The 26048-nt window shown below is 70.0% G+C and carries 20 protein-coding genes, 3 rRNA genes and 1 pseudogene; 20 read left to right on the top strand and 4 right to left on the bottom strand.

Translation table 11 applies throughout. The annotated features are described in order from the left end of the window. Window positions 1-33 precede the first annotated feature (33 nt). The 9 genes from Cs7R123_RS28930 (at window position 34) to Cs7R123_RS28890 (ending at window position 8522) form a co-directional block, all read left to right on the top strand. Window positions 34-300, top strand: coding sequence for a hypothetical protein (locus tag Cs7R123_RS28930; protein WP_212831059.1), 267 nt, complete (start codon window positions 34-36; stop codon window positions 298-300). Window positions 301-373: 73 nt separating this feature from the next. Next, window positions 374-1387 (top strand): N-acetyl-gamma-glutamyl-phosphate reductase, encoded by a 1014-nt coding sequence (gene argC / locus Cs7R123_RS28925; protein ID WP_212831057.1) that lies wholly within the window; start codon window positions 374-376, stop codon window positions 1385-1387. Then, on the top strand, window positions 1384-2538 hold the full coding sequence (gene argJ, locus Cs7R123_RS28920) for a bifunctional glutamate N-acetyltransferase/amino-acid acetyltransferase ArgJ (RefSeq protein ID WP_212831055.1): 1155 nt from the start codon (window positions 1384-1386) through the stop codon (window positions 2536-2538). Before argC ends, argJ begins: the two co-directional genes overlap by 4 nt. Next, entirely contained in the window at window positions 2535-3419 is an 885-nt protein-coding gene (gene argB / locus Cs7R123_RS28915) for an acetylglutamate kinase (RefSeq protein ID WP_244872207.1), read from the top strand. Before argJ ends, argB begins: the two co-directional genes overlap by 4 nt. 26 nt (window positions 3420-3445) lie before the next feature. Beyond that, window positions 3446-4669 (top strand): acetylornithine transaminase, encoded by a 1224-nt coding sequence (locus Cs7R123_RS28910; protein ID WP_212834605.1) that lies wholly within the window; start codon window positions 3446-3448, stop codon window positions 4667-4669. Further along, the gene (argF, locus tag Cs7R123_RS28905; protein WP_212831052.1) at window positions 4666-5589 is read left to right on the top strand and encodes an ornithine carbamoyltransferase; all 924 of its coding nucleotides are present in this window, start codon (window positions 4666-4668) and stop codon (window positions 5587-5589) included. The genes Cs7R123_RS28910 and argF overlap by 4 nt, the downstream gene beginning before the upstream one ends. 16 nt (window positions 5590-5605) lie before the next feature. Beyond that, the gene (locus Cs7R123_RS28900) at window positions 5606-6130 is read left to right on the top strand and encodes an arginine repressor (protein WP_212831051.1); all 525 of its coding nucleotides are present in this window, start codon (window positions 5606-5608) and stop codon (window positions 6128-6130) included. A gap of 118 nt (window positions 6131-6248) precedes the next feature. Next, window positions 6249-7661, top strand: a complete 1413-nt coding sequence (gene argH / locus Cs7R123_RS28895) for an argininosuccinate lyase (RefSeq protein ID WP_212831050.1) — start codon at window positions 6249-6251, stop codon at window positions 7659-7661. 231 nt (window positions 7662-7892) lie between these two features. Next, window positions 7893-8522, top strand: coding sequence for a DNA-3-methyladenine glycosylase (locus Cs7R123_RS28890; protein ID WP_212834603.1), 630 nt, complete (start codon window positions 7893-7895; stop codon window positions 8520-8522). On the opposite strand, the gene Cs7R123_RS28885 is transcribed toward Cs7R123_RS28890, so the two are convergent. Further along, on the bottom strand, window positions 8505-9326 hold the full coding sequence (locus Cs7R123_RS28885; RefSeq protein ID WP_212831049.1) for an ABC transporter permease: 822 nt from the start codon (window positions 9324-9326) through the stop codon (window positions 8505-8507). The genes Cs7R123_RS28890 and Cs7R123_RS28885 overlap by 18 nt on opposite strands. Beyond that, complete coding sequence (locus Cs7R123_RS28880) at window positions 9323-10042, bottom strand: ABC transporter ATP-binding protein (protein WP_212831048.1); 720 nt, start codon at window positions 10040-10042, stop codon at window positions 9323-9325. Before Cs7R123_RS28880 ends, Cs7R123_RS28885 begins: the two co-directional genes overlap by 4 nt. Before the next feature lie 176 nt (window positions 10043-10218). Here Cs7R123_RS28880 and tyrS point away from each other — a divergent pair, with 176 nt between their 5' ends. The 4 genes from tyrS (at window position 10219) to rrf (ending at window position 17278) form a co-directional block, all read left to right on the top strand. Beyond that, a complete protein-coding gene (gene tyrS / locus Cs7R123_RS28875) occupies window positions 10219-11475 on the top strand; it encodes a tyrosine--tRNA ligase (RefSeq protein ID WP_212831047.1) in 1257 nt (418 codons plus the stop codon). A gap of 590 nt (window positions 11476-12065) precedes the next feature. Beyond that, window positions 12066-13582 (top strand): 16S ribosomal RNA (locus Cs7R123_RS28870). A 351-nt stretch (window positions 13583-13933) separates the two neighbouring features. Continuing rightward, window positions 13934-17046: ribosomal RNA gene (locus Cs7R123_RS28865) — 23S ribosomal RNA — on the top strand. Between the two features lie 115 nt (window positions 17047-17161). After that, a 5S ribosomal RNA gene (gene rrf, locus Cs7R123_RS28860) occupies window positions 17162-17278 on the top strand. The 16S, 23S and 5S rRNA genes sit together here, the layout of an rRNA operon. A 96-nt stretch (window positions 17279-17374) precedes the next feature. On the opposite strand, the gene Cs7R123_RS40415 is transcribed toward rrf, so the two are convergent. Continuing rightward, window positions 17375-19159 carry a hypothetical protein gene (locus Cs7R123_RS40415; protein ID WP_244872526.1) on the bottom strand — a complete coding sequence of 595 codons (1785 nt, stop codon included), beginning with the start codon at window positions 19157-19159 and terminating at the stop codon, window positions 17375-17377. On the opposite strand from Cs7R123_RS40415, the gene Cs7R123_RS28855 reads away from it, so the two are divergent. The 7 genes and pseudogenes from Cs7R123_RS28855 to recN all read left to right on the top strand — a co-directional run bounded on the left by Cs7R123_RS28855 (window position 19094) and on the right by recN (window position 25415). Continuing rightward, window positions 19094-19990 carry a lipopolysaccharide assembly protein LapB gene (locus Cs7R123_RS28855; protein ID WP_244872477.1) on the top strand — a complete coding sequence of 299 codons (897 nt, stop codon included), beginning with the start codon at window positions 19094-19096 and terminating at the stop codon, window positions 19988-19990. The genes Cs7R123_RS40415 and Cs7R123_RS28855 overlap by 66 nt on opposite strands. Beyond that, window positions 19987-20787, top strand: a pseudogene (locus Cs7R123_RS28850) (HAD-IIA family hydrolase); the annotation flags it as partial. The gene Cs7R123_RS28855 and the pseudogene Cs7R123_RS28850, both read left to right, overlap by 4 nt. Window positions 20788-20895: 108 nt before the next feature. After that, window positions 20896-21636: a phasin family protein gene (locus tag Cs7R123_RS28845; RefSeq protein ID WP_212831045.1), complete on the top strand. Its 741-nt coding sequence runs from the start codon at window positions 20896-20898 to the stop codon at window positions 21634-21636. Next, a complete protein-coding gene (locus Cs7R123_RS28840) occupies window positions 21633-21860 on the top strand; it encodes a hypothetical protein (RefSeq protein ID WP_212835141.1) in 228 nt (75 codons plus the stop codon). Before Cs7R123_RS28845 ends, Cs7R123_RS28840 begins: the two co-directional genes overlap by 4 nt. A gap of 7 nt (window positions 21861-21867) precedes the next feature. Further along, window positions 21868-22707, top strand: a complete 840-nt coding sequence (locus Cs7R123_RS28835) for a TlyA family RNA methyltransferase (RefSeq protein ID WP_212831044.1) — start codon at window positions 21868-21870, stop codon at window positions 22705-22707. Then, on the top strand, window positions 22704-23606 hold the full coding sequence (locus tag Cs7R123_RS28830; protein ID WP_212831043.1) for an NAD kinase: 903 nt from the start codon (window positions 22704-22706) through the stop codon (window positions 23604-23606). The genes Cs7R123_RS28835 and Cs7R123_RS28830 overlap by 4 nt, the downstream gene beginning before the upstream one ends. A gap of 60 nt (window positions 23607-23666) precedes the next feature. Continuing rightward, a complete protein-coding gene (gene recN / locus Cs7R123_RS28825; protein WP_212831042.1) occupies window positions 23667-25415 on the top strand; it encodes a DNA repair protein RecN in 1749 nt (582 codons plus the stop codon). 300 nt (window positions 25416-25715) lie between these two features. On the opposite strand, the gene Cs7R123_RS28820 is transcribed toward recN, so the two are convergent. Beyond that, window positions 25716-26027, bottom strand: coding sequence for a multidrug efflux SMR transporter (locus Cs7R123_RS28820; protein ID WP_212831041.1), 312 nt, complete (start codon window positions 26025-26027; stop codon window positions 25716-25718). Window positions 26028-26048 lie beyond the last annotated feature (21 nt).

Here is a 26048-nt window from a genome sequence, read left to right as displayed (position 1 = left end):
AGTACAAGCTGGAAGGCGGGATTCGATCGGGCGGTGGCGACGGGGGTGGACGTGGATCGGCACGAGCTGGCGCTGGCCCTGCTGGAGGCCGGGCAGCCGCCCGAGTCGTTCCAGCTTCCGGGGGTGCATGAGCATGTGCCGGTGCCGGACGAGTGCTGGTTCCTGCGGCAGGCGGGCCCGCGCTGGGAGATCGGCGCGTACGGCCGCGGCCGGTACGAGGTGCGCGAGTCCTTCGACACCGAGGCCGCCGCGTGCGCCTGCCTGTTCGAGGTGCTCGTGGGCGCCGCGCCGCCGGAGTGAGTGACCCGGACCTCACTTGCATGAAAATGCAGTGGGCCGTATTCTCATCAGGAATACTTATACGGAGGTCATCATGGGAATCCGGGTCGCGGTCGCCGGCGCCAGCGGGTACGCAGGCGGCGAGCTGCTGCGCCTGATCGCCGGGCACCCCGAGTTCGAACTCGTGTCCGCCACGGCGCACAGCCAGGCCGGCAAGCCGCTCGCCACGGTCCACCCCCACCTGACGGGGCTCGACCTGACCCTAGCCGAGACCGGCCCCGACGCGTTCGCCGACGCCGACCTGGTGTTCCTGGCCCTGCCGCACGGCGAGTCCGCTGCCCTGGCCGCCACCCTGCCCGCCACCGCCAAGGTGGTCGACCTCGGCGCCGACCACCGGCTGCACGACGCCGACGCCTGGAGCAGCTACTACGGCGGCGCCCACGCGGGCGCCTGGGTCTACGGCCTGCCCGAGCTGCCCGGCCAGCGCGCCAAGATCGCGCAGGCGCAGCGGGTCGCCAACACCGGCTGCTACGCCGTGGCGATCACGCTGGCGCTGGCGCCGCTGCTGCACAGCGGCCTGGCCGAGGCCGACGACGTGGTCGCGGTCGCCGCCTCCGGCACCTCCGGCGCGGGCAAGTCCGCCAAGCTGCACCTGCTGGGCAGCGAGGTCATGGGCGACCTGAGCCCGTACAAGGTGGGGGCGCACCAGCACGTGCCCGAGATCAAGCAGGCCACCGGGGCGCGCTCGCTGTCGCTGACCCCGGTGCTCGCCCCGATGCCGCGCGGCATCCTGGCCACCGTCACCGCCAAGCCCACCAGCTGCGACATCACCCCGTCCGTGGTGCGCGCGGTGCTCGCCGACGCCTACGGCGACGAGCCGCTGGTGCACCTGCTGCCGGAAGGGGCGTGGCCGCACACCGCCGCGACGCTCGGCTCCGGCGCGGCGCACCTCCAGGCGACCGTCGACGTCGACAGCGGCCGCGTCATCGTGGTCAGCGCGATCGACAACCTGGGCAAGGGCGCCGCCGCGCAGGCGGTGCAGAACGCCAACATCATGTTCGAGCTGCCCGAGACCGCGGGCCTGTCGGTGTTCGGGGTCGCACCATGACTGTCACTTCGCCCAAGGGCTTCCGGGCCGCCGGTGTCGCCGCGGGTCTCAAGGGGTCCGGCAAGCTCGACGTGGCGCTGATCGTCAACGACGGGCCCGACGCCACCGCCGCGGCCGTGTTCACCGGCAACCGGGTCAAGGCCGCGCCGGTCATGTGGTCGCAGCAGATCATCAAGGGCCGCGCGGTCAAGGCGGTCGTGCTCAACTCCGGCGGCGCCAACGCGTGCACCGGGCCCGGCGGCTTCCAGGACACCCACGCCACCGCCGAGTACGTCGCCCGCCGCCTCGGCGGCATGGGTGCCGGCCAGGTCGCGGTCTGCTCGACCGGCCTGATCGGCGAGCGGCTGCCCATGCCCAAGCTGCTGTCGGGCATCGAGGGCGCGGCCAAGGCGCTGGCCAAGGCGGGCGGGTTCGCCGCCGCCGAGGCGATCATGACGACCGACACCAAGGCGAAGATCACCGAGGTGGCCGGGGACGGCTGGACCGTCGGCGGCATGGCCAAGGGCGCGGGCATGCTCGCCCCGGCGCTGGCCACGATGCTGTGCGTGCTCACCACCGACGCGGTCGCCGGGGCGGACGCGCTGGACGAGGCGCTGCGCGAGGCGTGCCGGGTCACCTTCGACCGGCTCGACTCCGACGGCTGCATGTCGACCAACGACACCGTGCTGCTGCTGGCCTCCGGCGCCTCCGGCCTGGAGCCCACGCAGGAGGAGCTGACCGAGGCGGTCACCGCGGCCTGCCGCGACCTGGCCATGCAGCTGCTGGCCGACGCCGAGGGGCACACCAAGCAGGTGGCGGTCGAGGTGGTCAACGCCGATACCGAGGAGGACGCGGTCGAGGTCGGCCGGGCGGTGGCCCGCAACAACCTGGTGAAGGCCGCGCTGTTCGGCAAGGACCCGAACTGGGGCCGCGTCCTGGCCGCGGTGGGGACCACCGGTGCGGTGTTCGAGAGCGACGAGCTGGACGTGGCCATCAACGGGGTATGGGTGTGCCGCTCCGGCGCCGCAGCCGAGGACCGGGCCAAGGTGGACCTGAGCGGAGTGCAGGTGAAGATCACGATCGACCTCAACGCCGGCGACGAGTCGGCCACCGTGTGGACCAACGACCTGTCCCACGCGTACGTGCACGAGAACTCGGCGTACAGCTCGTGACGCCGCAGGACCGGGCGCAGGCGCTGGTCGGGGCGCTGCCGTGGCTGAACCGGCTGCGCGGGGCGATCGTCGTGGTCAAGTACGGCGGCCACGCCATGACCACCCCCGAGCTGCGCGGCTCGTTCGCGGCCGACATGGCGTTCCTGCGCGCCGCCGGGCTGCGCCCGGTGGTGGTGCACGGCGGCGGCCCCCAGATCTCGGCCATGCTCGACCGGATGGGCATCGCCTCGGAGTTCAAGGGCGGCCTGCGGGTCACCACCGCCGAGGCGATGGAGGTCGTCCGGATGGTGCTGCTGGGCATCGGCAAGGACCTCGCGCGCACGATCGGCACGCACGGCGTGCGCTCGGTCGGGCTGTGCGGCGAGGACGGCGGCCTGATCACCGCCGTACGCCGGGGCACGGTCGTCGACGGACAGCAGGTCGACCTGGGCCAGGTCGGCGATGCGGGCGACGTCGACACCGCGCTGCTGCACGGCCTGCTCGACAAGGGCGTGGTGCCGGTGGTCTCCACGGTCGCCCCCGACGCGGACGGCGTGCCGCACAACCTCAACGCCGACACCGCCGCCGCCGCGCTCGCGGTCGCGCTCGGCGCCCGCAAGCTGATCGTCCTCACCGACGTGCCCGGGGTGTACGCCAACTGGCCCGACACCTCCACCCTGCTCTCGCGGCTGACCGCCAAGGAGCTGGAGGCGCTGCTGCCGACGCTGTCGGCGGGCATGGTGCCGAAGATGGAGGCGTGTCTGCGCGCCGTGCAGGGCGGCGTGCCCGCCGCGCACGTGGTCGACGGCCGGGTGCCGCACTCGACCCTGCTGGAACTGTTCACCGACGAGGGCTTCGGGACGATGGTCGTCCCCGGCGCCGACACTGAGGAGACGTCGTGACTCTCACCGACCGGTGGAAGCAGTCCATGATGGACAACTACGGCACCCCGCCGCTGGCCCTGGTCAGCGGCAAGGGCGCGGTGGTGGTCGACGAGTCCGGCCGCGAGTACGTCGACCTGCTCGGCGGCATCGCCGTCAACGCCCTCGGCCACGGCCACCCGGCCGTGGTGGCCGCGGTGACCAAGCAGATCTCGCAGCTGGGCCACGTGTCGAACCTGTTCGTGGCCGAGCCGCCGGTCGCCCTGGCCGAGCTGCTGCTCGCGCTGACCGGCCGCCCCGGCAAGGTGTTCTTCGGCAACTCCGGCGCCGAGGCCAACGAGGCCGCGTTCAAGATGTCCCGGCGCACCGGCCGCACGAAGATCGTCGCGGCCAAGGAGGCGTTCCACGGCCGCACCATGGGCGCGCTGGCGCTGACCGGCCAGCCGAGCAAGGCCGACCCGTTCCGCCCGCTGCCCGGCGACGTCGTGCACGTGCCGTACGGCGACACCGCCGCGCTGGCCGCGGCCGTCGACGGCGAGACCGCCATGGTCATCCTCGAACCGATCATGGGCGAGTCCGGGGTGCTCCCGGCGCCGACCGGCTACCTGGCCGCCGCCCGTGAGATCACCGCCCGCCACGGCGCCCTGCTGGCGCTGGACGAGGTGCAGACCGGCATCGGCCGCACCGGCCACTGGTTCGCCCACCAGGCCGAAGGCGTCGCCCCCGACATCATCACCCTGGCCAAGGGCCTGGGCGGCGGCCTGCCGATCGGCGCGGCGATCGCGTTCTCCGACGGCGCGTTCGCGCAGGCCCACCCCGGCGGCGCCGCGGCCCTGTTCACCCCGGGCCAGCACGGCACCACCTTCGGCGGCAACCCCGTCTCCTGCGCCGCGGCCCTGGCCGTGCTGCGCACCATCGCCGCCGACGGGCTGCTCGACCATGTCAAGCGGATCGGCGAGCGGATCCGGCGCGGCATCGAGGCGCTGGGCCACCCGCTGGTCTCCGGCGTACGCGGGGCCGGGCTGCTGCTCGGGATCACGCTGACCGCCCCGGCCGCGGGGGCGCTGACCAAGGCGCTGCTGGCGGACGGGTTCATCGTCAACGCCAACCAGCCCGACGTCATCCGGCTCGCCCCGCCCCTGATCCTCACCGCCGAGCAGGCCGACGCCTTCCTGGCCGGGTTCGCCCACGCTCTCGACACCCTCGGTGCCGCCGCCGTCCCCGAGCAGACCGTCCCCGCCGACACCCCTGCCCAGGAGAAGGCCGCATGAAGCACTTCCTCAAGGACGACGACCTCAGCTCCGCCGAGCAGGAGCAGGTGCTCGACCTCGCGGACGTCTACGCCGCGGACCGGCTCGGCAGCCGCACCGCCCTGGACGGGCGCGCCATCGCCGTGCTGTTCGAGAAGCCGTCGCTGCGCACCCGGGTCTCGTTCGAGGTCGGCATCTCCGAGCTGGGCGCGCACGCGGTGCTCATCGACGCCACCAACACCCACTTCGGCCGGGGCGAGACCATGTCCGACGCGGCCCGGGTGCTGTCGCGATACGTCGACGCGATCGTGATCCGGACCTTCGAGGACACGCGCATCGAGGAGCTGGCCGCCGCGGCGACCGTGCCGGTGGTCAACGCGCTGACCAACGACTTCCACCCGTGCCAGGTGCTGGCCGACCTGCAGACCATCCGGCAGCGGCTGGGCACCCCGAAGGGGAAGGTCCTGACCTACGTCGGCGACGCGGCCAACAACATGGCGCACTCGTATCTGCTCGGCGGGGCCGTGGCGGGCATGCACGTGCGGATCGCGGGTCCGCACGGGTTCACCGCCGACCCGTCGATCGTGGCGCGGGCGGCGGCCGTGGCGGCCCGCACCGGCGGCTCGGTCCAGGAGTTCTCCGACCCCAAGCAGGCCGCCGCCGGGGCCGACGTCATCGCCACCGACACCTGGACCTCCATGGGCCACGAGGGCGACGGGCTGGACCGGATCACCCCCTTCCTGCCGTACCAGGTGAACGACGCTCTGCTCGGCCACGCGCATCCTGATGCGATCGTGCTGCACTGCCTGCCCGCCCACCGCGGCGAGGAGATCACCGACGAGGTGATGGACGGACCGGCCAGCGCCGTGTTCGACCAGGCCGAGAACCGGCTGCACGCCCAGAAGGCGCTGCTGACGTTCTTGATGACACAGGCGTCGTGAACCAGGGGGAGCCGAGATGACCGCACCGCAGACCCGCACCGCGCGCCACGCCCGTATCGAGGAGCTGATCCGCGGCGGCGGGGTGACCTCGCAGACCCAGCTCGCCGAGCTGCTGGCCGCCGACGGCGTCCAGGTCACCCAGGCCACGCTCTCGCGTGACCTGGAGGAGCTCGGCGCGGTGAAGGTACGCGGCCGCGACGGCGGACCGGCGGTCTACCTCATCCCCGAGGACGGCCACCCCGCCCTGCGCCCCGCCACCATGGGCCCCGCCCGCCTGATCCGCCTGCTGCGCGAGGTCCTCAACGGCACCGACCACAGCGGCAACCTGGCCGTCCTGCGCACCCCGCCCGGCGCCGCCCACTACCTGGCCAGCGCCATCGACCGCAGCGGCCTGCCGGACGTGGTGGGCACCATCGCCGGCGACGACACCATCTTCGTCGTGGCCCGCGGCCCCGAGGCCGGCGAAGCCCTGGCAGCCAAGTTCCAATCCTGGGCCCTCGACACCACCCCCGTCGCCGACGACCCCGACGACCCCCTGTAACCCACCCGGCCCCGGCCCACCCCGAACGTTGATCATGAACTTATGGCAGTGTTCGACGGTGTGTCGGCACCCATAACTTCATGATCAACGCATTTTTGTGAACTGGTGAGGGAGACACATGACCAGGCTCTGGGGAGGGCGGTTTGCCGACGGGCCCGCCGAGGCGCTGGCGCGGCTGTCGGTGAGCGTCCACTTCGACTGGCGGCTCGCCCCGTACGACATCGCGGGGTCGCGTGCGCATGCCCGGGTGCTGGCCGCGGCGGGGCTGCTCGACCCGGACGAGCTCGGGCAGATGCTCGCGGCGCTGGACGACCTCGACGCCGCGGTCGCGACCGGCACGTTCCGGCCCACCATCGAGGACGAGGACGTGCACACCGCCCTTGAGCGCGGGCTGCTGGAGCGGCTGGGCACGCTCGGCGGCAAGCTGCGCGCCGGGCGCTCCCGCAACGACCAGGTCGCCACCGACCTGCGGCTGTACCTGCGCGACCACGCCCGCGGCCTCGCCGGAGTGATCACCGAGCTCGCCGAGGCGCTCACCGACCAGGCCGCCCGCCACGTCGGCACCCCGGCCCCGGGTATGACCCACGTGCAGCACGCCCAGCCGGTCACCTTCGGGCACTGGCTGCTGGCGCACGTACACCCGCTGCTGCGCGACCTGGAGCGGCTGCGCGACTGGGACCACCGCGCCGCCGTCAGCCCGCTCGGCGCCGGTGCGCTGGCCGGCTCCGGCCTGCCGCTGGACCCGGTCGCCGTCTCCAAGGAACTGGGCTTCCGCACCTCGTTCGCCAACTCGATGGACGCCGTCAGCGACCGCGACTTCGTCGCCGAGTTCCTGTTCGTCACCGCGCTGCTCGGGGTGCACCTGTCCCGGCTCGGCGAGGAGGTGGTTTTGTGGACCTCGTACGAGTTCGGCTGGGTCGAGCTCGACGACGCCTTCGCCACCGGCTCGTCGATCATGCCGCAGAAGAAGAACGCCGACATCGCCGAGCTGGCCCGGGGCAAGGCCGGCCGCCTCATCGGCGGCCTGGTCAACGTGCTCACCATGCTCAAGGGCCTGCCGCTGACGTACGACCGGGACATGCAGGAGGACAAGGAGCCCGCGTTCGACGCCCTCGACACGCTCAGCCTGGTCCTGCCCGCGCTCACCGGCATGATCGCCACCATGACGGTACGCACCGACCGCCTCGCCGCCTCCGCCCCGGTCGGGTTCTCGCTGGCCACCGAGGTCGCCGACTGGCTGGTGCGCCGGCACGTGCCGTTCCGCGACGCGCACGAGATCACCGGCAAGCTGGTGGCGCTGTGCGCGCTGCGCGGCTGCGAGCTGCACGAGGTCAGCGACACCGACCTCGCCGCGATCAGCGCGCACCTCGACCCGTCGGTGCGCGACGTGCTCACCGTCGACTCGGCCCTGGCCGCTCGGACCACCCCCGGTTCCACCGGCCCCGGCCCGGTCGCCGACCAGCTCGCCGCCGTCCAGGACCAGCTCAAGACCTGGCACGACTGGGCCGCGGAGACCGTCGTCCCCCGCTGACCGCCCACCCCGGCCGACCCGCCCACCGGCGAGGCCGCCGAGCCCGTCCTTTCACAGACGTTGGCCTATCTCATCGACTGGATCGAGATCATTCTCGATGAGATAGGCCAACGTTTATGAAAAACGGGGTCGGCTGACACCGCACGAGCCGGAACCGGGTGGCTGTGCGGCGGACCCGGGCAGCGCGGCAGGCACCGGGTGGGGTTAGCTGGGGCGGTGGATTACGCGTGGATGCGGGCGCCCGCCGCGCAGGTGGCCCAGACGGCGCAGACCCTGCTGGGCTGGGAGCTCGGCTGCGGCGGCGTGCGGGTCCGGCTGACCGAGGTCGAGGCGTACGCGGGCACCGGCGAAGACCCCGCCTCGCACGCCCACCGGGGCCCCACCCCGCGCACCACCGTCATGTACGGCGCGGCCGGGCACGCGTACCTGTACTACATCTTCGGCGCCCACTGGTGCCTCAACATCGTCTGCGGCCGCCCCGGTGAGGCCGCCGCCGTCCTGATCCGGGCCGGCGAGGTGATCGCGGGCGAGGACCTGGCCCGCACCCGGCGCGGCGCGGTGGCCCACCGCGACCTGGCCCGCGGCCCGGCCCGGCTGGTCCGGGCGCTGGGCGTCGACCCGTCCGCCAACGGCAGCTCGATGATCGACGGCAGCGGCCCGCTGCTGCTGTCCCCGCCGACCCGCCCGATGGATCCCGCATCCGTCACCGCCGGTCCGCGCGTGGGCGTGGCCGCCGCGCACGACGTGCCGTGGCGGTTCTGGATCGCGGGCGACCGCACCGTCAGCGCGTACCGCCGCCACACGCCCCGCCGCCGCACCGAGCGGGGACCTACCGCGCCGGAGTCAGTCGCCGAAGCGTGACAGCTTGCCGTGCTCGCGGGCGTGGCGCAGCGCGTACGCCAGGAAGGCCAGCGCGAGCGCCACGTACACCAGGTCCAGCCCCGCCGCCGCGGCCAGCGCGCCCCAGTCGATCGCCCCGCCCGCCAGCACCGTGCGCATGCTCTCGAAGACGTACGACGCGGGCACCGCCCTCGACGCCGTCTGCAACGCCTGCGGCAGCACCGACAGCGGATAGAACACCGCCGAGAACGGCTGGAACACGAACGACAGGATCCACGCCAGCACCTGCGCGCTCGCCCCGAACCGCACCACCACCGCGATCGCGAAGACGCCCAGCGCCCACCCCATCACGATCAGCACCACCATGTACGGCACCAGCGCCGGACCCATGCTGAACAGCCCGAACCCGAACATCAGCAGCGCCAGCCCGCCCATCGCGGCCGCGCTGACCGCCATCTTGAACGAGCCGAACAGCACCAGCCCGGTCAGGTACTCCCGCACCGTCACCGGGGTCACGAACAGGTTGACCAGGTTGCGGCTCCAGATGTCGTCCAGGAACGCCAGCGACAGCTCGCCCTGCGACCGGTAGAGCACCTGCCACAGCAGGGTCGCGCCCAGCAGCGCGCTCACCGCCGCCGACATCGCGTTGGCCTGTAGGTACAGCGAGACCGAGCCCCAGATGATCAGCTCCAGGGTCGGCCAGAAGATCGTCTCGATCCATCGCGGCGTGTTGCCGCGGAACGCGTAGAAGTCGCGCAGGATGATGCCCCAGATCCGCCGCCGCGAGGCGCCGGCACCGGAGGCGAGCAGCGGTGATGTCGTCACTGGCGGGCCACCTTCAGGAAGACCTCTTCGAGGTCGGCCACTCCGAACTCTCCGGCCAGCTGCGCGGCGTCGCCCTCGGCGACGATCCGGCCGCCGGCGATGAAATGGATGCGATGGCACATCCGCTCCACCTCCCGCATGTTGTGCGAGGTGATCAGCATCGCCCGGCCGGTCTGGCGGGCCTGCGTCAGCAGCAGCTCGCGCATCCGGTCGCCGACGTCGGGGTCCAGGCTCGCGGTCGGCTCGTCCAGCACCAGCAGCTCCGGCTCGTTGATCAGCGCCTTGGCCAGCTGCACCCGGGTCTGCTGGCCGGACGACAGCTCGCGGAAACGCTGGTCGCGCTGCTTGCCCAGGTCCAGCAGCTCGATCATCTCGGCCACCCGCGCGGCCGGGCGGGCCACGCCGTACGAGAAGGCGAACGCGCGCAGGATCTCCACGACCCGCAGCGAGCCGGGCAGGCCTAGGTAGCCCGCGGCGAAGTTGATGCGGCTGAGCACCTCGACCCGGTGGCGGGCCGGGTCGCGGCCGAACAGCCGCACGGTGCCGGAGTCGGGGGAGATCAGGCCGAGCACCATGTGCAGCGTGGTGCTCTTGCCCGCCCCGTTCGGGCCGAGCAGCCCGACGATCTCACCGGGCTCGACGCGCAGGCTGACCCCGTCGACCGCCTGCACCGCCCCGAACGCTTTACGGATCGCGGATACATCGAGGACAGTCACATCCGTCATGGTGGCGCGGGTCCCGGGTGGGGACAACGGAATTTCACGGGGGTACGCCGAACGCGGCGTCACGCCGTACCCCCTGGTGGAAGTGCTGGTCGCGAGCTGGCGGCCGGGCGCGGCGCGCGACCAAACCGGTTGCCGGGCCGCGGCCGCCATGCGCGACAATCGACGGCGTGACGGACATCCTCGACGATCTGCGGTGGCGCGGCCTGCTGCAGGACTGCACCGGCCCTGACGAGCTGCGCGAAGACCTGGCCAACGGCCCGCTGACCTTCTATGTCGGCTTCGACCCGACCGCGCCCAGCCTGCACCTCGGCAACCTGGCACAGGTGGTCACCGCGCGCCGCTTCCAGCTCGCGGGCCACCGCCCGCTGCTGCTGGTCGGCGGGGCGACCGGGCTGATCGGGGACCCGAAGGAGAGCGGCGAGCGCACGCTCAACTCGCCCGAGGTGGTCGAGGGCTGGGTCGACAAGATCCGCGCGCAGGTGGAGCCGTTCTTCGACTTCGAGGGGCCGGCCGCCGCGCGCATGGTCAACAACCTGGACTGGACGTCGAAGCTGTCGGCGATCGAGTTCCTGCGCGACGTGGGCAAGCACTTCCCGGTCAACAAGATGCTGGCCCGCGACGTGGTGAAGAACCGCCTGGAGACCGGGATCAGCTACACCGAGTTCAGCTACCAGCTGCTCCAGTCGCACGACTACTTCGAGCTGCACCAGCGGTACGGCTGCCGGCTCCAGTTCGGCGGCTCGGACCAGTGGGGCAACATCACCGCGGGCGTGGACTACATCCGCCGCCGGGGCGCCGGGCCGGTGCACGCGTTCACCACGGCGCTGGTCACCAAGGCCGACGGCACCAAGTTCGGCAAGACCGAGGGCGGGGCGATCTGGCTCGACCCGACCATGACCAGCCCGTACGCGTTCTACCAGTTCTGGATCAACACCGACGACCGCGACGTGCTGCGCTACCTGAAGTTCTTCTCCTTCCGCTCCCGCGAGGAGCTGGTGGAACTGGAGCGCGAGACCGCCGAGCGGCCGTTCGCGCGGGCGGCGCAGAAGGCGCTGGCCGAGGAGCTGACCACCCTGCTGCACGGCAAGGACGAGTGCGCGCAGGTCGTCGCGGCCTCGCAGGCGCTGTTCGGCCGGGGTGCGCTGGACGCGCTGGCCCCGTCGACGCTGCGCTCCGCGCTGGCGGAGGCGGGCCTGGTGAGCGTGTCGGAGCTGCCCAGCGTGGCGGTGCTGTTCAAGGAGTCGGGCCTGGCGGCGAGCCTCGGCGAGGCTCGCCGCGCGGTCGGCGAGGGCGGGGCGTACGTCAACAACGAGCGCATCACCGACGCGGACGCCCCGCTGTCTGAGGACCTGCTGCTGCACGGCCGGTTCCTGGTGCTGCGGCGCGGCAAGAAGACCATCGCGGGCGCGGAGCTGGCCCGATGACGCGCTGACCTGCCCGTATAGGGGCCTCTGGATCATGTGACGGGGGACGCGGCCAGCCGATTTGCGATCGGAGCCGCGTCCCCCGTAATGTTCTCTCTGCCAGCGCGGAACGGACAAAAACGCCAGGGCCTGAGGGTCTAGGTGAAAGTGGACGGAGCGCACCGGGCGGGGCGGATTTGATCGCGCGAACCCGACCGGGTACGGTAATCGAGCCGGTGACGAGCCGGGCGGACAGCGGTGCCGAGATCTTCGGCGAGCCGCGTCGGCCGGGTCACTGGTTCTCCCCGAACCGCTCAAACCCTCAGGGGTTTGGTGTGTGCGGGGTGTCCAAACGGACGAGTCGGGCAGATCCGAAAAATCGGGTTTGACACGAAGCGGCCGGATGGGTAGGCTGGATGAGTTGCCCCGGAGGCGACCGAGACAAGATCTCGGAAGTCGCGGTGTGTGCTTGTTCTTTGAGAACTCAACAGGGTGCTAGATATGCCAGTGCCAATTTATTGATCACCTCGTCGTGGTCATTCCTTTGGTATTAAGCAAACATTCGGACATTTTTTATGTCGGTGGTTGTTTTTTGCCGGGTTTTTGAATTCTTTTTGGAGAGTTTGATCCTGGCTCAGGACGAACGCTGGCGGCGTGCTTAACACATGCAAGTCGAGCGGAAAGGCCCTTCGGGGTACTCGAGCGGCGAACGGGTGAGTAACACGTGAGTAACCTGCCCCTGGCTTTGGGATAACCATCGGAAACGGTGGCTAATACCGAATATTCACTTCTGGTCGCATGGCTGGTGGTGGAAAGTTTTTCGGCTGGGGATGGGCTCGCGGCCTATCAGCTTGTTGGTGGGGTGATGGCCTACCAAGGCTTTGACGGGTAGCCGGCCTGAGAGGGCGACCGGCCACACTGGGACTGAGACACGGCCCAGACTCCTACGGGAGGCAGCAGTGGGGAATATTGCACAATGGGCGGAAGCCTGATGCAGCGACGCCGCGTGAGGGATGACGGCCTTCGGGTTGTAAACCTCTTTCAGCAGGGACGAAGCGAAAGTGACGGTACCTGCAGAAGAAGCGCCGGCCAACTACGTGCCAGCAGCCGCGGTAAGACGTAGGGCGCGAGCGTTGTCCGGATTTATTGGGCGTAAAGAGCTCGTAGGCGGCTTGTTGCGTCGTCCGTGAAAACCTGGGGCTCAACTCCAGGCTTGCGGTCGATACGGGCAGGCTAGAGTTCGGTAGGGGAGACTGGAATTCCTGGTGTAGCGGTGAAATGCGCAGATATCAGGAGGAACACCGGTGGCGAAGGCGGGTCTCTGGGCCGATACTGACGCTGAGGAGCGAAAGCGTGGGGAGCGAACAGGATTAGATACCCTGGTAGTCCACGCTGTAAACGTTGGGCGCTAGGTGTGGGGGGCCTCTCCGGTTTCCTGCGCCGTAGCTAACGCATTAAGCGCCCCGCCTGGGGAGTACGGCCGCAAGGCTAAAACTCAAAGGAATTGACGGGGGCCCGCACAAGCGGCGGAGCATGCGGATTAATTCGATGCGACGCGAAGAACCTTACCTGGGTTTGACATGCACTCTAAAACTGGAGAGATTCAGTGTCCTTCGGGGGGGTGCACAGGTGGTGCATGGCTGTCGTCAGCTCGTGTCGTGAGATGTTGGGTTAAGTCCCGCAACGAGCGCAACCCTCGTTCCATGTTGCCAGCACGTTATGGTGGGGACTCATGGGAGACTGCCGGGGTCAACTCGGAGGAAGGTGGGGATGACGTCAAGTCATCATGCCCCTTATGTCCAGGGCTTCACGCATGCTACAATGGCCGGTACAATGGGCTGCGATACCGTGAGGTGGAGCGAATCCCAAAAAGCCGGTCTCAGTTCGGATCGGGGTCTGCAACTCGACCCCGTGAAGTCGGAGTCGCTAGTAATCGCAGATCAGCAACGCTGCGGTGAATACGTTCCCGGGCCTTGTACACACCGCCCGTCACGTCACGAAAGTCGGCAACACCCGAAGCCCATGGCCCAACCCGTAAGGGAGGGAGTGGTCGAAGGTGGGGCTGGTGATTGGGACGAAGTCGTAACAAGGTAGCCGTACCGGAAGGTGCGGCTGGATCACCTCCTTTCTAAGGAGCACCTACCTGCGAAAGCGGGTCAGGACCCAGCTGCTGCGAGTGTCAGCAGTGGGGCTCATATGGCGGAGACGCTGGCAGAGAAGTATCGGCAACGGCCGGATCCCTAGTACTGCATCTTCGTGTGCGTGGAACGGCCCGGTGCGGCTGATGGCTTCGTATAGCACCCTGTTGGGTCCTGAAAGAACAAGCTCCGAGTTCGGGGCGGGTTTTTTCTGGATCGCCGATCGCATCTTCTGATTCAAACTGCCGCGTGTGTGGTGTGTGTTTCGGGTGTGGGTGTGGGTTGGTTGTTTGTTGAGATGTGCATAGTGGACGCGAGCATCTTTGTTTTCTGCGTATTGTAGGTAAGTTTTTAAGGGCAGACGGTGGATGCCTTGGCACCAGGAGCCGATGAAGGACGTGGGAGGCCGCGATAGGCCTGGGGGAGCTGTCAACCAAGCTGTGATCCCAGGGTGTCCGAATGGGGGAACCCAGCCCGAGTCATGTCGGGTTACCCGCACCTGAATTCATAGGGTGTGTGGAGGGAACGCCGGGAAGTGAAACATCTCAGTACCGGTAGGAAGAGAAAACAACATGTGATTCCGTGAGTAGTGGCGAGCGAAAGCGGATGTAGCCTAAACCGTGTGCGTGTGATACCTGTCAGGGGTTGCGTACGCGGGGTTGTGGGACCCTGCAGATCCAGCTGACACTGGGTGACACAGTTATAAAGTCGTGGGCTAGGCGAATCCTCTGGAATGAGGGACCGTAGAGGGTGAGAGTCCTGTAGCTGAAAGTTTACGACCTGTGGTGGGTGTTCCCGAGTAGCGGCGGACTCCTGTAATCTGCCGTGAATCTGCCAGGACCACCTGGTAAGGCTGAATACTCCCTGGTGACCGATAGCGGACTAGTACCGTGAGGGAATGGTGAAAAGTACCCCGGGAGGGGAGTGAAATAGTACCTGAAACCGTCTGCCTACAATCCGTCGGAGCTGAGGACTTGTTCTGAGGTGACGGCGTGCCTTTTGAAGAATGAGCCTGCGAGTTAGTGGCATGTGGCGAGGTTAACCCGTGTGGGGAAGCCGTAGCGAAAGCGAGTCTGAATAGGGCGCTTTAGTCGCATGCTCTAGACCCGAAGCGGGGTGATCTAGCCATGGGCAGGTTGAAGCGACGGTAAGACGTCGTGGAGGACCGAACCCACCAATGTTGAAAAATTGGGGGATGACCTGTGGTTAGGGGTGAAAGGCCAATCAAACTCCGTGATAGCTGGTTCTCCCCGAAATGCATTTAGGTGCAGCGTCGCGTGTTTCTTGCCGGAGGTAGAGCTACTGGATGGCCTAGGGGGCCCACAAGCTTACCGAAGTCAGCTAAACTCCGAATGCCGGTAAGTGAGAGCGCGGCAGTGAGACTGCGGGGGATAAGCTTCGTAGTCGAGAGGGAAACAGCCCAGATCACCAGCTAAGGCCCCTAAGCGTGTGCTAAGTGGAAAAGGATGTGGGATCGCATAGACAACCAGGAGGTTGGCTTAGAAGCAGCCACCCTTGAAAGAGTGCGTAATAGCTCACTGGTCAAGTGGTTCCGCGCCGACAATGTAGCGGGGCTCAAGCACACCGCCGAAGCTGTGGCATTCACACAATGACTCGGCCAGCGTGAGCTGGTCCAGGTGTGTGGATGGGTAGGGGAGCGTCGTGTGGCGGGTGAAGCGGCAGAGTGATCTAGCCGTGGACGCCACGCGAGTGAGAATGCAGGCATGAGTAGCGAATGCAGGGTGAGAAACCCTGCCGCCGGATGACCAAGGGTTCCAGAGTCAAGCTAATCTGCTCTGGGTGAGTCGGGACCTAAGGCGAGGCCGAGAGGCGTAGTCGATGGACAACGGGTTGATATTCCCGTACCCGCAAAGCAGCGCCCGCGACGAACCTGGCTGTACTAACCTTCATGGACGTGGATCACCTTCGGGTGGGAAGCGCGAGTGCTGGGATCTTGGCTGGTAGTAGTTGAGCGATGGGGTGACGCAGGAAGGTAGTCGAGCCCAGGCGGTGGTTGTCCTGGGGTAAGCGTGTAGGCCGTGGTGTAGGCAAATCCGCACCACAACAGGCTGAGACGTGATGCCGAGCCGTATCAGGTGAAGTCGATGATCCTATGCTGCCGAGAAAAGCCTCTAGCGAGCTGTGCGCGGCCCGTACCCCAAACCGACACAGGTGGTCAGGTAGAGAATACCGAGGCGATCGGGCGAACTGTGGTTAAGGAACTCGGCAAATTGCCCCCGTAACTTAGGGAGAAGGGGGGCCTCGTCTGGTGAAGGCCTTCGCGGCTGGAGCTGGGTGGGGTCGCAGAGAGCAGGGGGAAGCGACTGTTTACTAAAAACACAGGTCCATGCGAAGTCGTAAGACGCTGTATATGGACTGACGCCTGCCCGGTGCTGGAACGTTAAGGGGACCTGTCAGCCTTTCGGGGTGAAGCGGAGAACTTAAGCGCCAGTAAACGGCGGTGGTAACTATAACCATCCTAAGGTAGCGAAATTCCTTGTCGGGTAAGTTCCGACCTGCACGAATGGCGTAACGACTTCCCCACTGTCTCAACCACAGGCCCGGCGAAATTGCAGTACGAGTAAAGATGCTCGTTACGCGCGGCAGGACGGAAAGACCCCGGGACCTTCACTATAGCTTGACATTGGTATTCGGTTCAGATTGTGTAGGATAGGTGGGAGGCTTTGAAGCTGTGACGCCAGTCATGGTGGAGCCATCGTTGAAATACCACTCTGTTTGATCTGGGTATCTAACCTCGGACCGTGATCCGGTTCAGGGACAGTGTCTGGTGGGTAGTTTAACTGGGGCGGTTGCCTCCTAAAGGGTAACGGAGGCGCCCAAAGGTTCCCTCAGCCTGGTTGGCAATCAGGTGTTGAGTGTAAGTGCACAAGGGAGCTTGACTGTGAGACTGACGGGTCGAGCAGGGACGAAAGTCGGGACTAGTGATCCGGCACTGGCATGTGGAAGCGGTGTCGCTCAACGGATAAAAGGTACCCCGGGGATAACAGGCTGATCTTCCCCAAGAGTCCATATCGACGGGATGGTTTGGCACCTCGATGTCGGCTCGTCGCATCCTGGGGCTGGAGTAGGTCCCAAGGGTTGGGCTGTTCGCCCATTAAAGCGGTACGCGAGCTGGGTTTAGAACGTCGTGAGACAGTTCGGTCCCTATCCGCCGTGCGCGCAGGAGACTTGAGAAGGGCTGTCCCTAGTACGAGAGGACCGGGACGGACGAACCTCTGGTGTGCCAGTTGTCCCGCCAGGGGCATGGCTGGTTGGCTACGTTCGGAAGGGATAACCGCTGAAAGCATCTAAGCGGGAAGCTCGCTTCAAGATGAGGTCTCCCACCCAGAGATGGGGTAAGGCCCCCGGCTAGACCACCGGGTTGATAGGCCAGAGATGTAAGCACAGCAATGTGTTCAGTCGACTGGTACTAATAGGCCGAGGACTTACCTAACTATCTTTACGTCAGAAGCTGCGCAAAGAAACGCTCGCGTCCACCATGCACATCACGGCATGCAACCGCCTCCACCGTTCGGTGTCGTAGGCAAGGGTTGATATGTTGATAGTGTTACGGCGGTCATGGCGGAGGGGAAACGCCCGGAAACATTCCGAACCCGGAAGCTAAGCCCTCCAGCGCCGATGGTACTGCAACGGGGACGTTGTGGGAGAGTAGGACACCGCCGGACAAACGTTCCATACGAGGGCCTCCCCGCCAGGGGTAGGCCCTCGTGTGCGTTGTGCCGCCGTTTTTCGGCCGCATCAGGAAGGATGTACCCGTGACTTCAGAAGACAAGCCCCGCGGCGAGCGAGGGCATTCCGGCGGCGACGCTGGTGGACAGCGCGGCGACCGGGGCGGGTACGACCGCTCCCACGGTAAGCGTGAGGGCTTCCGCCGCGACGGCGATCGCGCCCGCGGCTTCGACGGCGGCTACGACCGGGCCAAGGGCACCGGTGACCGAGGCGGCTTCCGTTCCGGCGGCAGCAGCGGCGGCAGCACCGGCGGTTCGCGCGGCGGTTTCAGCGGCGGCGGCGAGCGCCGCGAGGGCGGTTTCCGCAGCGGCGGCGACCGGCCGGCATCCGGCGAGCGTCGCGAGGGCGGCTTCAACCGTGAGGGACGTCCCGGCGGCGACCGCCGCGAGGGTGGTGGCTTCCGCTCCGGTGGTGACCGCCCGAGCTACGGCGGCGGTGGTGACCGTCGTGAGGGCGGCTTCCGCTCCGGCGGCGACCGGCCGAACTACGGCAGTGGCGAGCGCCGTGAGGGCGGGTTCCGTTCGGGCGGTGACCGGCCGAGCTACGGCGGCGGTGGCGACCGTCGTGAGGGCGGCTTCCGCAGCGGCGGTGACCGGCCGAGCTACGGCGGCGGCGGTGACCGTCGTGAGGGCGGGTTCCGTTCCGGCGGCGGCGAGCGTTCCGGCGGCGACCGTGGCGGCTTCCGTTCCGGTGGTGACCGTCGTGAGGGCGGTTTCAACCGTGGTGGCGACCGGCCGAGCTACGGCGGCGGCGGTGACCGTCGTGAGGGCGGGTTCCGTTCCGGCGGTGGCGAGCGTTCCGGCGGCGACCGCCGCGAGGGCGGCTTCAACCGTGAGGGACGTCCCGGCGGCGAGCGCCGTGAGGGCGGGTTCCGTTCGGGCGGTGACCGGCCGAGCTACGGCGGCGGTGGCGACCGTCGTGAGGGCGGCTTCCGCAGCGGCGGTGACCGGCCGAGCTACGGCGGCGGCGGTGACCGTCGTGAGGGCGGGTTCCGTTCCGGCGGCGGCGAGCGTTCCGGCGGCGACCGTGGCGGCTTCCGTTCCGGTGGTGACCGTCGTGAGGGCGGTTTCAACCGTGGTGGCGACCGGCCGAGCTACGGCGGCGGCGGTGACCGTCGTGAGGGCGGGTTCCGTTCCGGCGGTGGCGAGCGTTCCGGTGGCGACCGGGAGCGTACCGGTGGCGACCGTCGTGAGGGCGGCTTCCGCCGTCCGTCCGACGACCGTGGCGGCTACCGCGGCGGCTCCTCGTTCGGTGAGCGCCGTGAGGGCGGCTTCCGCCCCGGCGGCGACCGGGAGCGCTTCGGCGGCGGCGAGCGCCGTGAGGGCGGTTTCAACCGTGAGGGCCGTCCGGGTGGCGACCGCCGTGAGGGCGGGTTCCGTTCCGGCGGCGACCGCGAGCGTACCGGCGGCGGCGAGCGCCGTGAGGGTGGCTTCCGCAGCGGCGGTGACCGGCCGAGCTACGGCGGCGGCGGTGACCGTCGTGAGGGCGGGTTCTCGCGCGACGGTGGTGGCGACCGTGGCGGCTTCCGCTCCGGCGGCGACCGTGACCGCGGTGGCGAGCGGCGCGAGTTCGCCCCCCGCACCGAGGACCGTGCCGGGTTCAAGAGCAGCGAGGAGCGCGCGCCGCGCGAGGACCGCGAGGACGTCACGAGCGGTGCCAGTCCGGCGCTGCCCGCCGACATCTCCGCGTCCGACCTGGACGCCGACGTCCGGGCCGAGCTGCTGTCGCTGGCCAAGCCCGTAGCCGACACCGTGGCCAAGCACCTGGTCGCCACGGGCCAGCTGCTGGACGACGACCCGGAGCAGGCGCTGCAGCACGCGCTGGCCGCACGCCGGCTGGCCTCGCGCATCGCGGTGGTCCGCGAGGCGGTCGGGCTGGCGGCGTACCAGGCCGGGGACTGGGCCAGCGCCATCGCGGAGCTGCGCACGTACCACCGGATGACCGGGCGGCAGACGCACCTGGCCGTCCTGGCCGACTGCGAGCGGGCCCTGGGCCGGCCGGAGAAGGCGATCGACCTGTTCCGCGCGGCCGAGCGCGACAAGATGAGCCAGGGCGAGGCCCTGGAGCTGCTCATCGTCGCCGCCGGGGCGCGTAGCGACATGGGTCAGCACGACGCGGCGGCCGCGATGCTGCAGGTGCGCGAGCTGACCGTCGAGTCGACTGAGGACTGGGCGCCGCGGCTGCGGTACGCCTATGCCGACGCGCTGCTGGCCTCGGGCCGTACCGACGAGGCGCGGGAGTGGTTCACGAAGGCCGCTGCCGCCGACACCGAGGCGGTGACCGACGCGGCCGAGCGCCTGCTGGAGCTCGACGGCGTCGAGCTGGCGGACGAGTCCGATGAGGACGACGACCGCCCCGTCGCCCGCGCGTCCGCCGAGGGTGCCGAGTCCGATGAGGACGAGGACGACGAGGACTACGACGACGAAGACGACGACGAAGACGACGACGAAGATGACGACGAAGATGACGAGGACGACGACTACGACGACGAGGATGAGGACGACCTCGACGACGAAGACGACGACGAAGACGACGACGAAGATGACGAAGATGACGAGGACGAGGACGGCGAGGACTCCGATGAGGAGGACCAGCAGCCCTCGGCGCCGGCCGGGACCACCGAGCGGAAGGCGGACGCGGCCTCGTGACCTCTCTCGTCGAGGCATATGACCTGGTCATCTTCGACCTCGACGGCGTGCTCTACCTCATCGACCGCCCCATTTCCGGGGCGGTCGATGCGCTCGCGAAACTGCGGGCGCAGGGCATGCCGGTCCGGTTCGCGACCAACAACGCGTCGCGGCGCGCCGGTGAGGTGGCCGCGCTGCTGCGCGGCATGGGCATCGACGCCCAGACCGACGAGGTGCTGACCTCGGCGGGGGCCGCGGCGGCGCTGCTGGCGCAGCGACTGGAGCCCGGCTCGCCGGTGCTGGTGGTCGGTGCCGCCGCGCTGCGGGCCGAGGTCGCCGACGCCGGGCTGCGGCTGGTCGACAGCGCCGAGGACGAGCCGCGCGCCGTGGTGCAGGGGTTCGGCCCGGACGTGGGCTGGGCGCAGCTGGCCGAGGCGTGCGTGGCGATCCGGGCGGGTGCCTGGTGGGTGGCCACGAACACCGACCGTACGCTGCCGACTCTGCGCGGGCCCGTGCCCGGTAACGGGTCGCTGGTGGCGGTGCTGGTCTCGGCGCTGGAGCGCGAGCCGGACGTGGTGGTCGGCAAGCCCGAGCCGGGCCTGTTCGCCACCGCCGCGACCCAGGCCGGTGCGCACCGGGCTCTGGTCGTCGGCGACCGGCTCGACACCGACATCGCCGGGGCGCACCGCGCGGGCATGGACAGCCTGCTGGTGCTGACCGGGGTCTCCACCGCGGTGGAGGCGGCCAAGGCTTCGGGTCAGCAGCGTCCCACCTATGTGGCGGCTGATCTCGGGGGCCTCTTCACGGCGCCTGCGGTGCCGGCACGGTAGTTTTGGACGGCGTAGGCCGGAGCCTGCCCGTTGCGCCGCCGTACGGCGGCGCAACGGGCAGGCCCTTTCCGGGTGCGTCAGTCGGCAGGATGGATGGTGACAGCAGTGGCAACCAAGTCGGGCGAACCGGTCCAGGACGTGGTCAAGGCGTACCTTGAGCTGGCGTTCGGGCTCACCGAGGCGTCGAAGAAGAAGGCCGAGAAGACCGTCCGCAAGGCGGCCAAGGAGCTGCTGGGCAAGAGCGGCGCGACCGCGACCCAGTTGCAGGCGATGGCCGAGGACCTGGTCAGCACCGGGCTGGCCAACCGCGAGGCGGTGACCCGCATCGTCCGGCTGGAGCTCGACCGTGCCCTGGGCCGCGTCGGCCTGGCCACCGCCGAGGAGGTCGCCACGCTGACCGCCCGGATCGAGGACCTGGAGCGCGAGCTGCACGAGGCCCACGCCGCGTCGGCCGCCCCCGCCGCCGCGACCCCGGCTGAGCAGGCCTCGGCCGCCGAGCCCGTCCCGGCTGCGGCGTCGAAGCCCGTGGTGGCGAAGAAGGCGGTCGCCAAGAAGGCTGTGGCCAAGACCACTGTCGCGAAGGCGGCTGAGCCCGCGAAGGCGGCTGAGCCCGCCGCCGCGCCGGTCGCCGCCGCCGCGCCGAAGGCCGACGACGTGCCGGTGGCGGCGAAGAAGGCGCCGGTCAGGAAGGTCGCGAAGGCGGCCGCCAAGACCGAGCCCGCCAAGACGGAGCCCGCCAAGGCCGAGCCCGCCAAGGCCGAGCAGAAGACCGCGGTCAAGGCCGTGGCGAAGAAGGCGCCCGTCAAGAAGGCGGCTGCCGGTAAGGCCGGGTCGTGAGCTCGCCGCAGCTGCCGCTGTCGTTCTCGACCGGGGCGTCCGCGCCGCGGGCGGTGCCGAGCCCGGCGACGCTCATGCCGGGTCCGACCGGGCACCACGCCGTCGACGCGGCGGTGCGCGGGGTCGCCAACGCGGCCGAGCTGCCCCTGTCGGAGCAGCTGGAGGCGTACGAGGCGGCGCACCGTACCCTGCGCGAGGTCCTGACCGCGATCGACGCGGCCTGAGGCTGCCGTGGCCAAGCGCACCCGCCTGGACGCGGAGCTGGTCCGCCGCGGCCTGGCCCGCTCGCGTGACCACGCGGGCGAGCTGATCGCCGCGGGCCGGGTCGAGGTGCGCGGCACGGCGGCGCACAAGGCCGCGGCGATGGTCGACCCCGCCGACGCGGTGCGGGTCGTCGACGTCGCCCCGGGTGACGAGTACGTCTCCCGGGGTGGGCACAAGCTGGCCGGCGCGCTGGCGGCGTTCGTCCCGCAGGGGCTGGGCGTCGCCGGGCGCCGCTGCCTGGACGCCGGGGCGTCCACCGGCGGCTTCACCGACGTGCTGCTGCGCGCCGGGGTGGCCGAGGTGGTCGCCGTCGACGTCGGCTACGGCCAGCTCGCCTGGTCGCTGCGTACCGACGAGAGGGTGAAGGTGCACGAGCGCACCAACGTGCGCACGCTGACGCCGGAGCTGATCGGCGGCGTGGTGGAACTCACCGTCGCCGACCTGTCGTTCATCTCGCTGCGGCTGGTGCTGCCCGCGCTGGCCGCGTGCACCGACGGCGACCTGGTGCTGATGGTCAAGCCGCAGTTCGAGGTGGGCAAGGAGCGCGTCGGCGCGGGCGGGGTCGTGCGCGATCCGGCGCTGCGGGCCGACGCGGTGCTCGACGTGGCCGCCGCCGCGGCGCAGTTGGGCCTCGGTGTGGCCGGGGTGGTCGCCAGCCCGCTGCCGGGCCCGTCGGGCAACGTGGAGTTCTTCGTGTGGTTCCGTCGGGACGCGCCCGCGGCCGACCCCGCGCACATCCGTGCGGTCGTCGAGGCCGGGGTCGGGTCCGGGCAGGCCGAGGACGACGAGACGGGGGAGGTGCGGTGACGGAGCGCGTGGCGCTGCTGGTCACCCATACCGGGCGCAAGGATTCCACCGACCACGCCCGGACGGTGGCCCGCGACCTGATCGCGGCCGGTTTCACGGTACGGGTCGTCGCCGAGGAGGCCGAGGACCTGGACCTGTCCGGGGTGAACCCGGTCTCGGGCGCCTGCGCGGCGCGCGAGGCCGAGATCGTGTTCGCCATCGGCGGCGACGGCACGCTGCTGCGTGCCGCGGAGCTGGCGCGCCCGGAGGGCGCCCCGCTGCTGGGCATCAACCTGGGCCGGGTCGGGTTCCTGGCCGAGGCCGAGATCGCCGACCTGGACCTGGCCGTACGCGACGTGGTGGCGCGCGCCTACAGCGTCGAGGAGCGGCTGACCATCGACGTCTCCGCCGAACTGGCGGGCGAGACGATCGCCGAGTCCTGGGCGCTCAACGAGGTCAGCGTCGAGAAGGCCAGCCGGGAGCGGATGCTGGAGCTGCTGGTCGATGTGGACGGTCGCCCGCTGTCGCGCTACGGCTGCGACGGCGTGGTGTGCGCCACTCCGACAGGCTCTACGGCGTACGCGTTCTCGGCGGGCGGGCCGGTGGTGTGGCCGCAGGTGGAGGCGCTGCTGCTGGTGCCGATCAGCGCGCACGCGCTGTTCAGCCGCCCGCTGGTGACCGCGCCCAGCTCGCTGATCCAGATCACCATCGACCCGTACACCGAGCAGGCGGTGATGTGCGCCGACGGGCGCCGCGTCTTCCATCTGCCGCCGGGAGCGCAGGTCACGGTGCGCCGAGGGGCGCTGCCGGTGCGGGTGGCGCGGCTGCGGCCGCAGCCGTTCACCGACCGGCTGGTGGCCAAGTTCGGGCTCCCGGTGGAGGGCTGGCGGGGTCACGGCGGCCGTCACGGTGCCCACTGAGCAGGTGACGCGCCCCTCCCAGCGTGACAGTGTCACAGGGGCGGACTACTGTCATCTGCTGTGCTGGAAGAGTTGCGCATCACCGGTCTCGGCGTCATCGAGGACACCACGCTCCCGCTGACCCGTGGCATGAACGTCATCACAGGCGAGACCGGGGCCGGCAAGACCATGGTCGTCACCGGGCTCGGGCTCCTCTTCGGCGGCCGGGCGGACGCGGGCCGGGTCCGGCAGGATCCGGGCCGGGCGTCGGTCGAGGGCCGGCTGCGGCTGGGCGGGCACGCCGCCACCGCCGTGTCGGCGCGGGTCGCCGACGCCGGGGCGGAGGCCGACGTCGACGGCAGCCTGCTCATGAGCCGCACCGTCACCATCGAGGGCCGCTCCAAGGCGTTCGTCGGCGGCCGCACCGTGCCGGTGTCGCTGCTCGGCGAGGTCGGCGAGCTGGTCGTCGCCGTGCACGGGCAGTCCGACCAGCTGCGGCTGCTGCGCCCGTCCGAGCAGCGCGGCGCGCTGGACCGCTTCGCCGGTCCGGAGCACGAGAAGCTGCTCGTCGAGTTCAAGGAGCTGTTCACCCGCTGGCGGGGCGTCGCCGACGACCTGGCCGACCGCCGCGCCAACGCGCGTACGCGGGCGCAGGAGGCCGACCTGCTGCGCCTGGGCCTGGACGAGATCACGCGGGTCGACCCGCAGCCCGGCGAGGACGAGGAGCTGCGCAACGAGGCCCAGCGGCTCGAACACGCCGAGGGGCTGCGCACGGCCGCCCACATCGCGCACCAGGCCATCGCCGGCGGCGGCGAGACCGACAGCGAGGACGCGACCAGCCTCATCGGCACCGCCCGGCGCACGCTGGAGTCCCAGTCGACCGTCGACACCAAGCTCGGCGAGTACGCGGCCCGGCTGGAGGAGGCGGCGACGCTGCTCGGCGACGTGTCGGTGGAGCTGTCGACGTACCTGGCCAGCCTCGACGCCGACCCGGCCCGCCTGCAGTTCATCTACGAGCGGCGCGCCGCCCTGCGCTCCCTGACCCGCAAGTACGCCGACGACGTCGAGGGCGTCATCGCCTGGGCCGAGCACGCCAAGGCGCGCCTGTCGGCGCTGGACACCTCCGACGAGCTCCTGGAGGAGCTGGAGCGCGAGCTGAACCGGCTCGCCGGTGAGGTCGCCGTGGTCGCCGAGAAGCTGCGCGCGGCGCGGCTGGAGGCGGCCGGCCGGTTCGCCGACAAGGTGACCGTCGAGCTGGCCGGCCTGGCCATGCCGCACGCCCGCATCCAGGTGCTGGTCGTGCCGCGTCCGGCCGGTGACGTCAGCCTGGTGGTCGGCGGGGTCGAGTCGGGCGTGACCCCCGACGGCGCCGACGACATCGAACTGCGCCTGCTGGCCCACCCGGGCGCGCCCGCGCTGCCGCTGCAGAAGGGCGCCTCCGGCGGTGAGCTGTCACGCGTGATGCTCGCGATCGAGGTCGTGTTCGCCGGGGTCGGCGGCCCGCCCACGCTCGTGTTCGACGAGGTCGACTCCGGGGTCGGCGGCCGGGCGGCGGTCGAGATCGGCCGTCGGCTGGCCCGGCTGGCCCGCAACCACCAGGTGCTGGTGGTGACCCACCTGCCGCAGGTGGCGGCGTTCGCGGACCGGCACCTGGTGGTGGCCAAGGACACCGGTGGCGCGATCACGACCAGTGGCGTGCGGGTGGTCGAGGAGACCGAGCGGGCGCGCGAGCTGGCCCGCATGCTGGCCGGTCTGCCCGACTCCGACCTGGGTATCGCCCACGCCGAGGAACTGCTGGCGGTGGCCGCCCGCGAGCGCACCGCCGAGTGACCCGTCCCACCCGAAGCCCCGTCCCGCCACCGGCGGCACGGGGCTTCGCCCTTTCCACCCGCTGCCCTCCCGCCCCGCCCCGCCGCTCCGCCCGCCCCGCCGCCGGGCGGGGGTGATTCGTGCAGTTTCGGGGAAACTGCACGAATAGCGGCCAAGATTCGCGCACTTTCCCCGAAACTGCACGATCCACCGGGCCGCCCGGTCCGGCGGGCCCGCCGCGGCGGGCCCGTCCCGTCCCGGCGTGGCGTGGCGGGTGGGGCGTGGAGGGTGGGTCGCGGCGTGGAGGGGGTGGGGCGTGGGTCAGTGGGACTGGCCGAGTTCGAGGGCCGCCACGCCTGCGGCGACGAGGACCAGGCCGACGACCTGGATCCAGGTGAACCTGTCATGGAAGAAGACGACGCCCGCGATGGCGACCAGGGCCACGCCGATGCCGGCCCAGACGCCGTACGCCAGGCCGAGGGCCATGCCGCGCTTGAGCACCTGGCTGAGCAGCACGAACGCGGTGATGTACCCGACGACCACCACGACCGACGGCACGACCTTGGTGAAGCCCGCCGAGGCGCGCAGGCAGACCGTGGCGGCGACCTCGGCGAGGATCGCTCCCGCAAGCATCAGATACACCATCGGCTCACT

The sequence above is a fragment of the Catellatospora sp. TT07R-123 genome (assembly GCF_018327705.1).
Classification (GTDB): Bacteria; Actinomycetota; Actinomycetes; order Mycobacteriales; family Micromonosporaceae; genus Catellatospora.
This window is presented reverse-complemented; position numbering and strand designations above follow the sequence as displayed.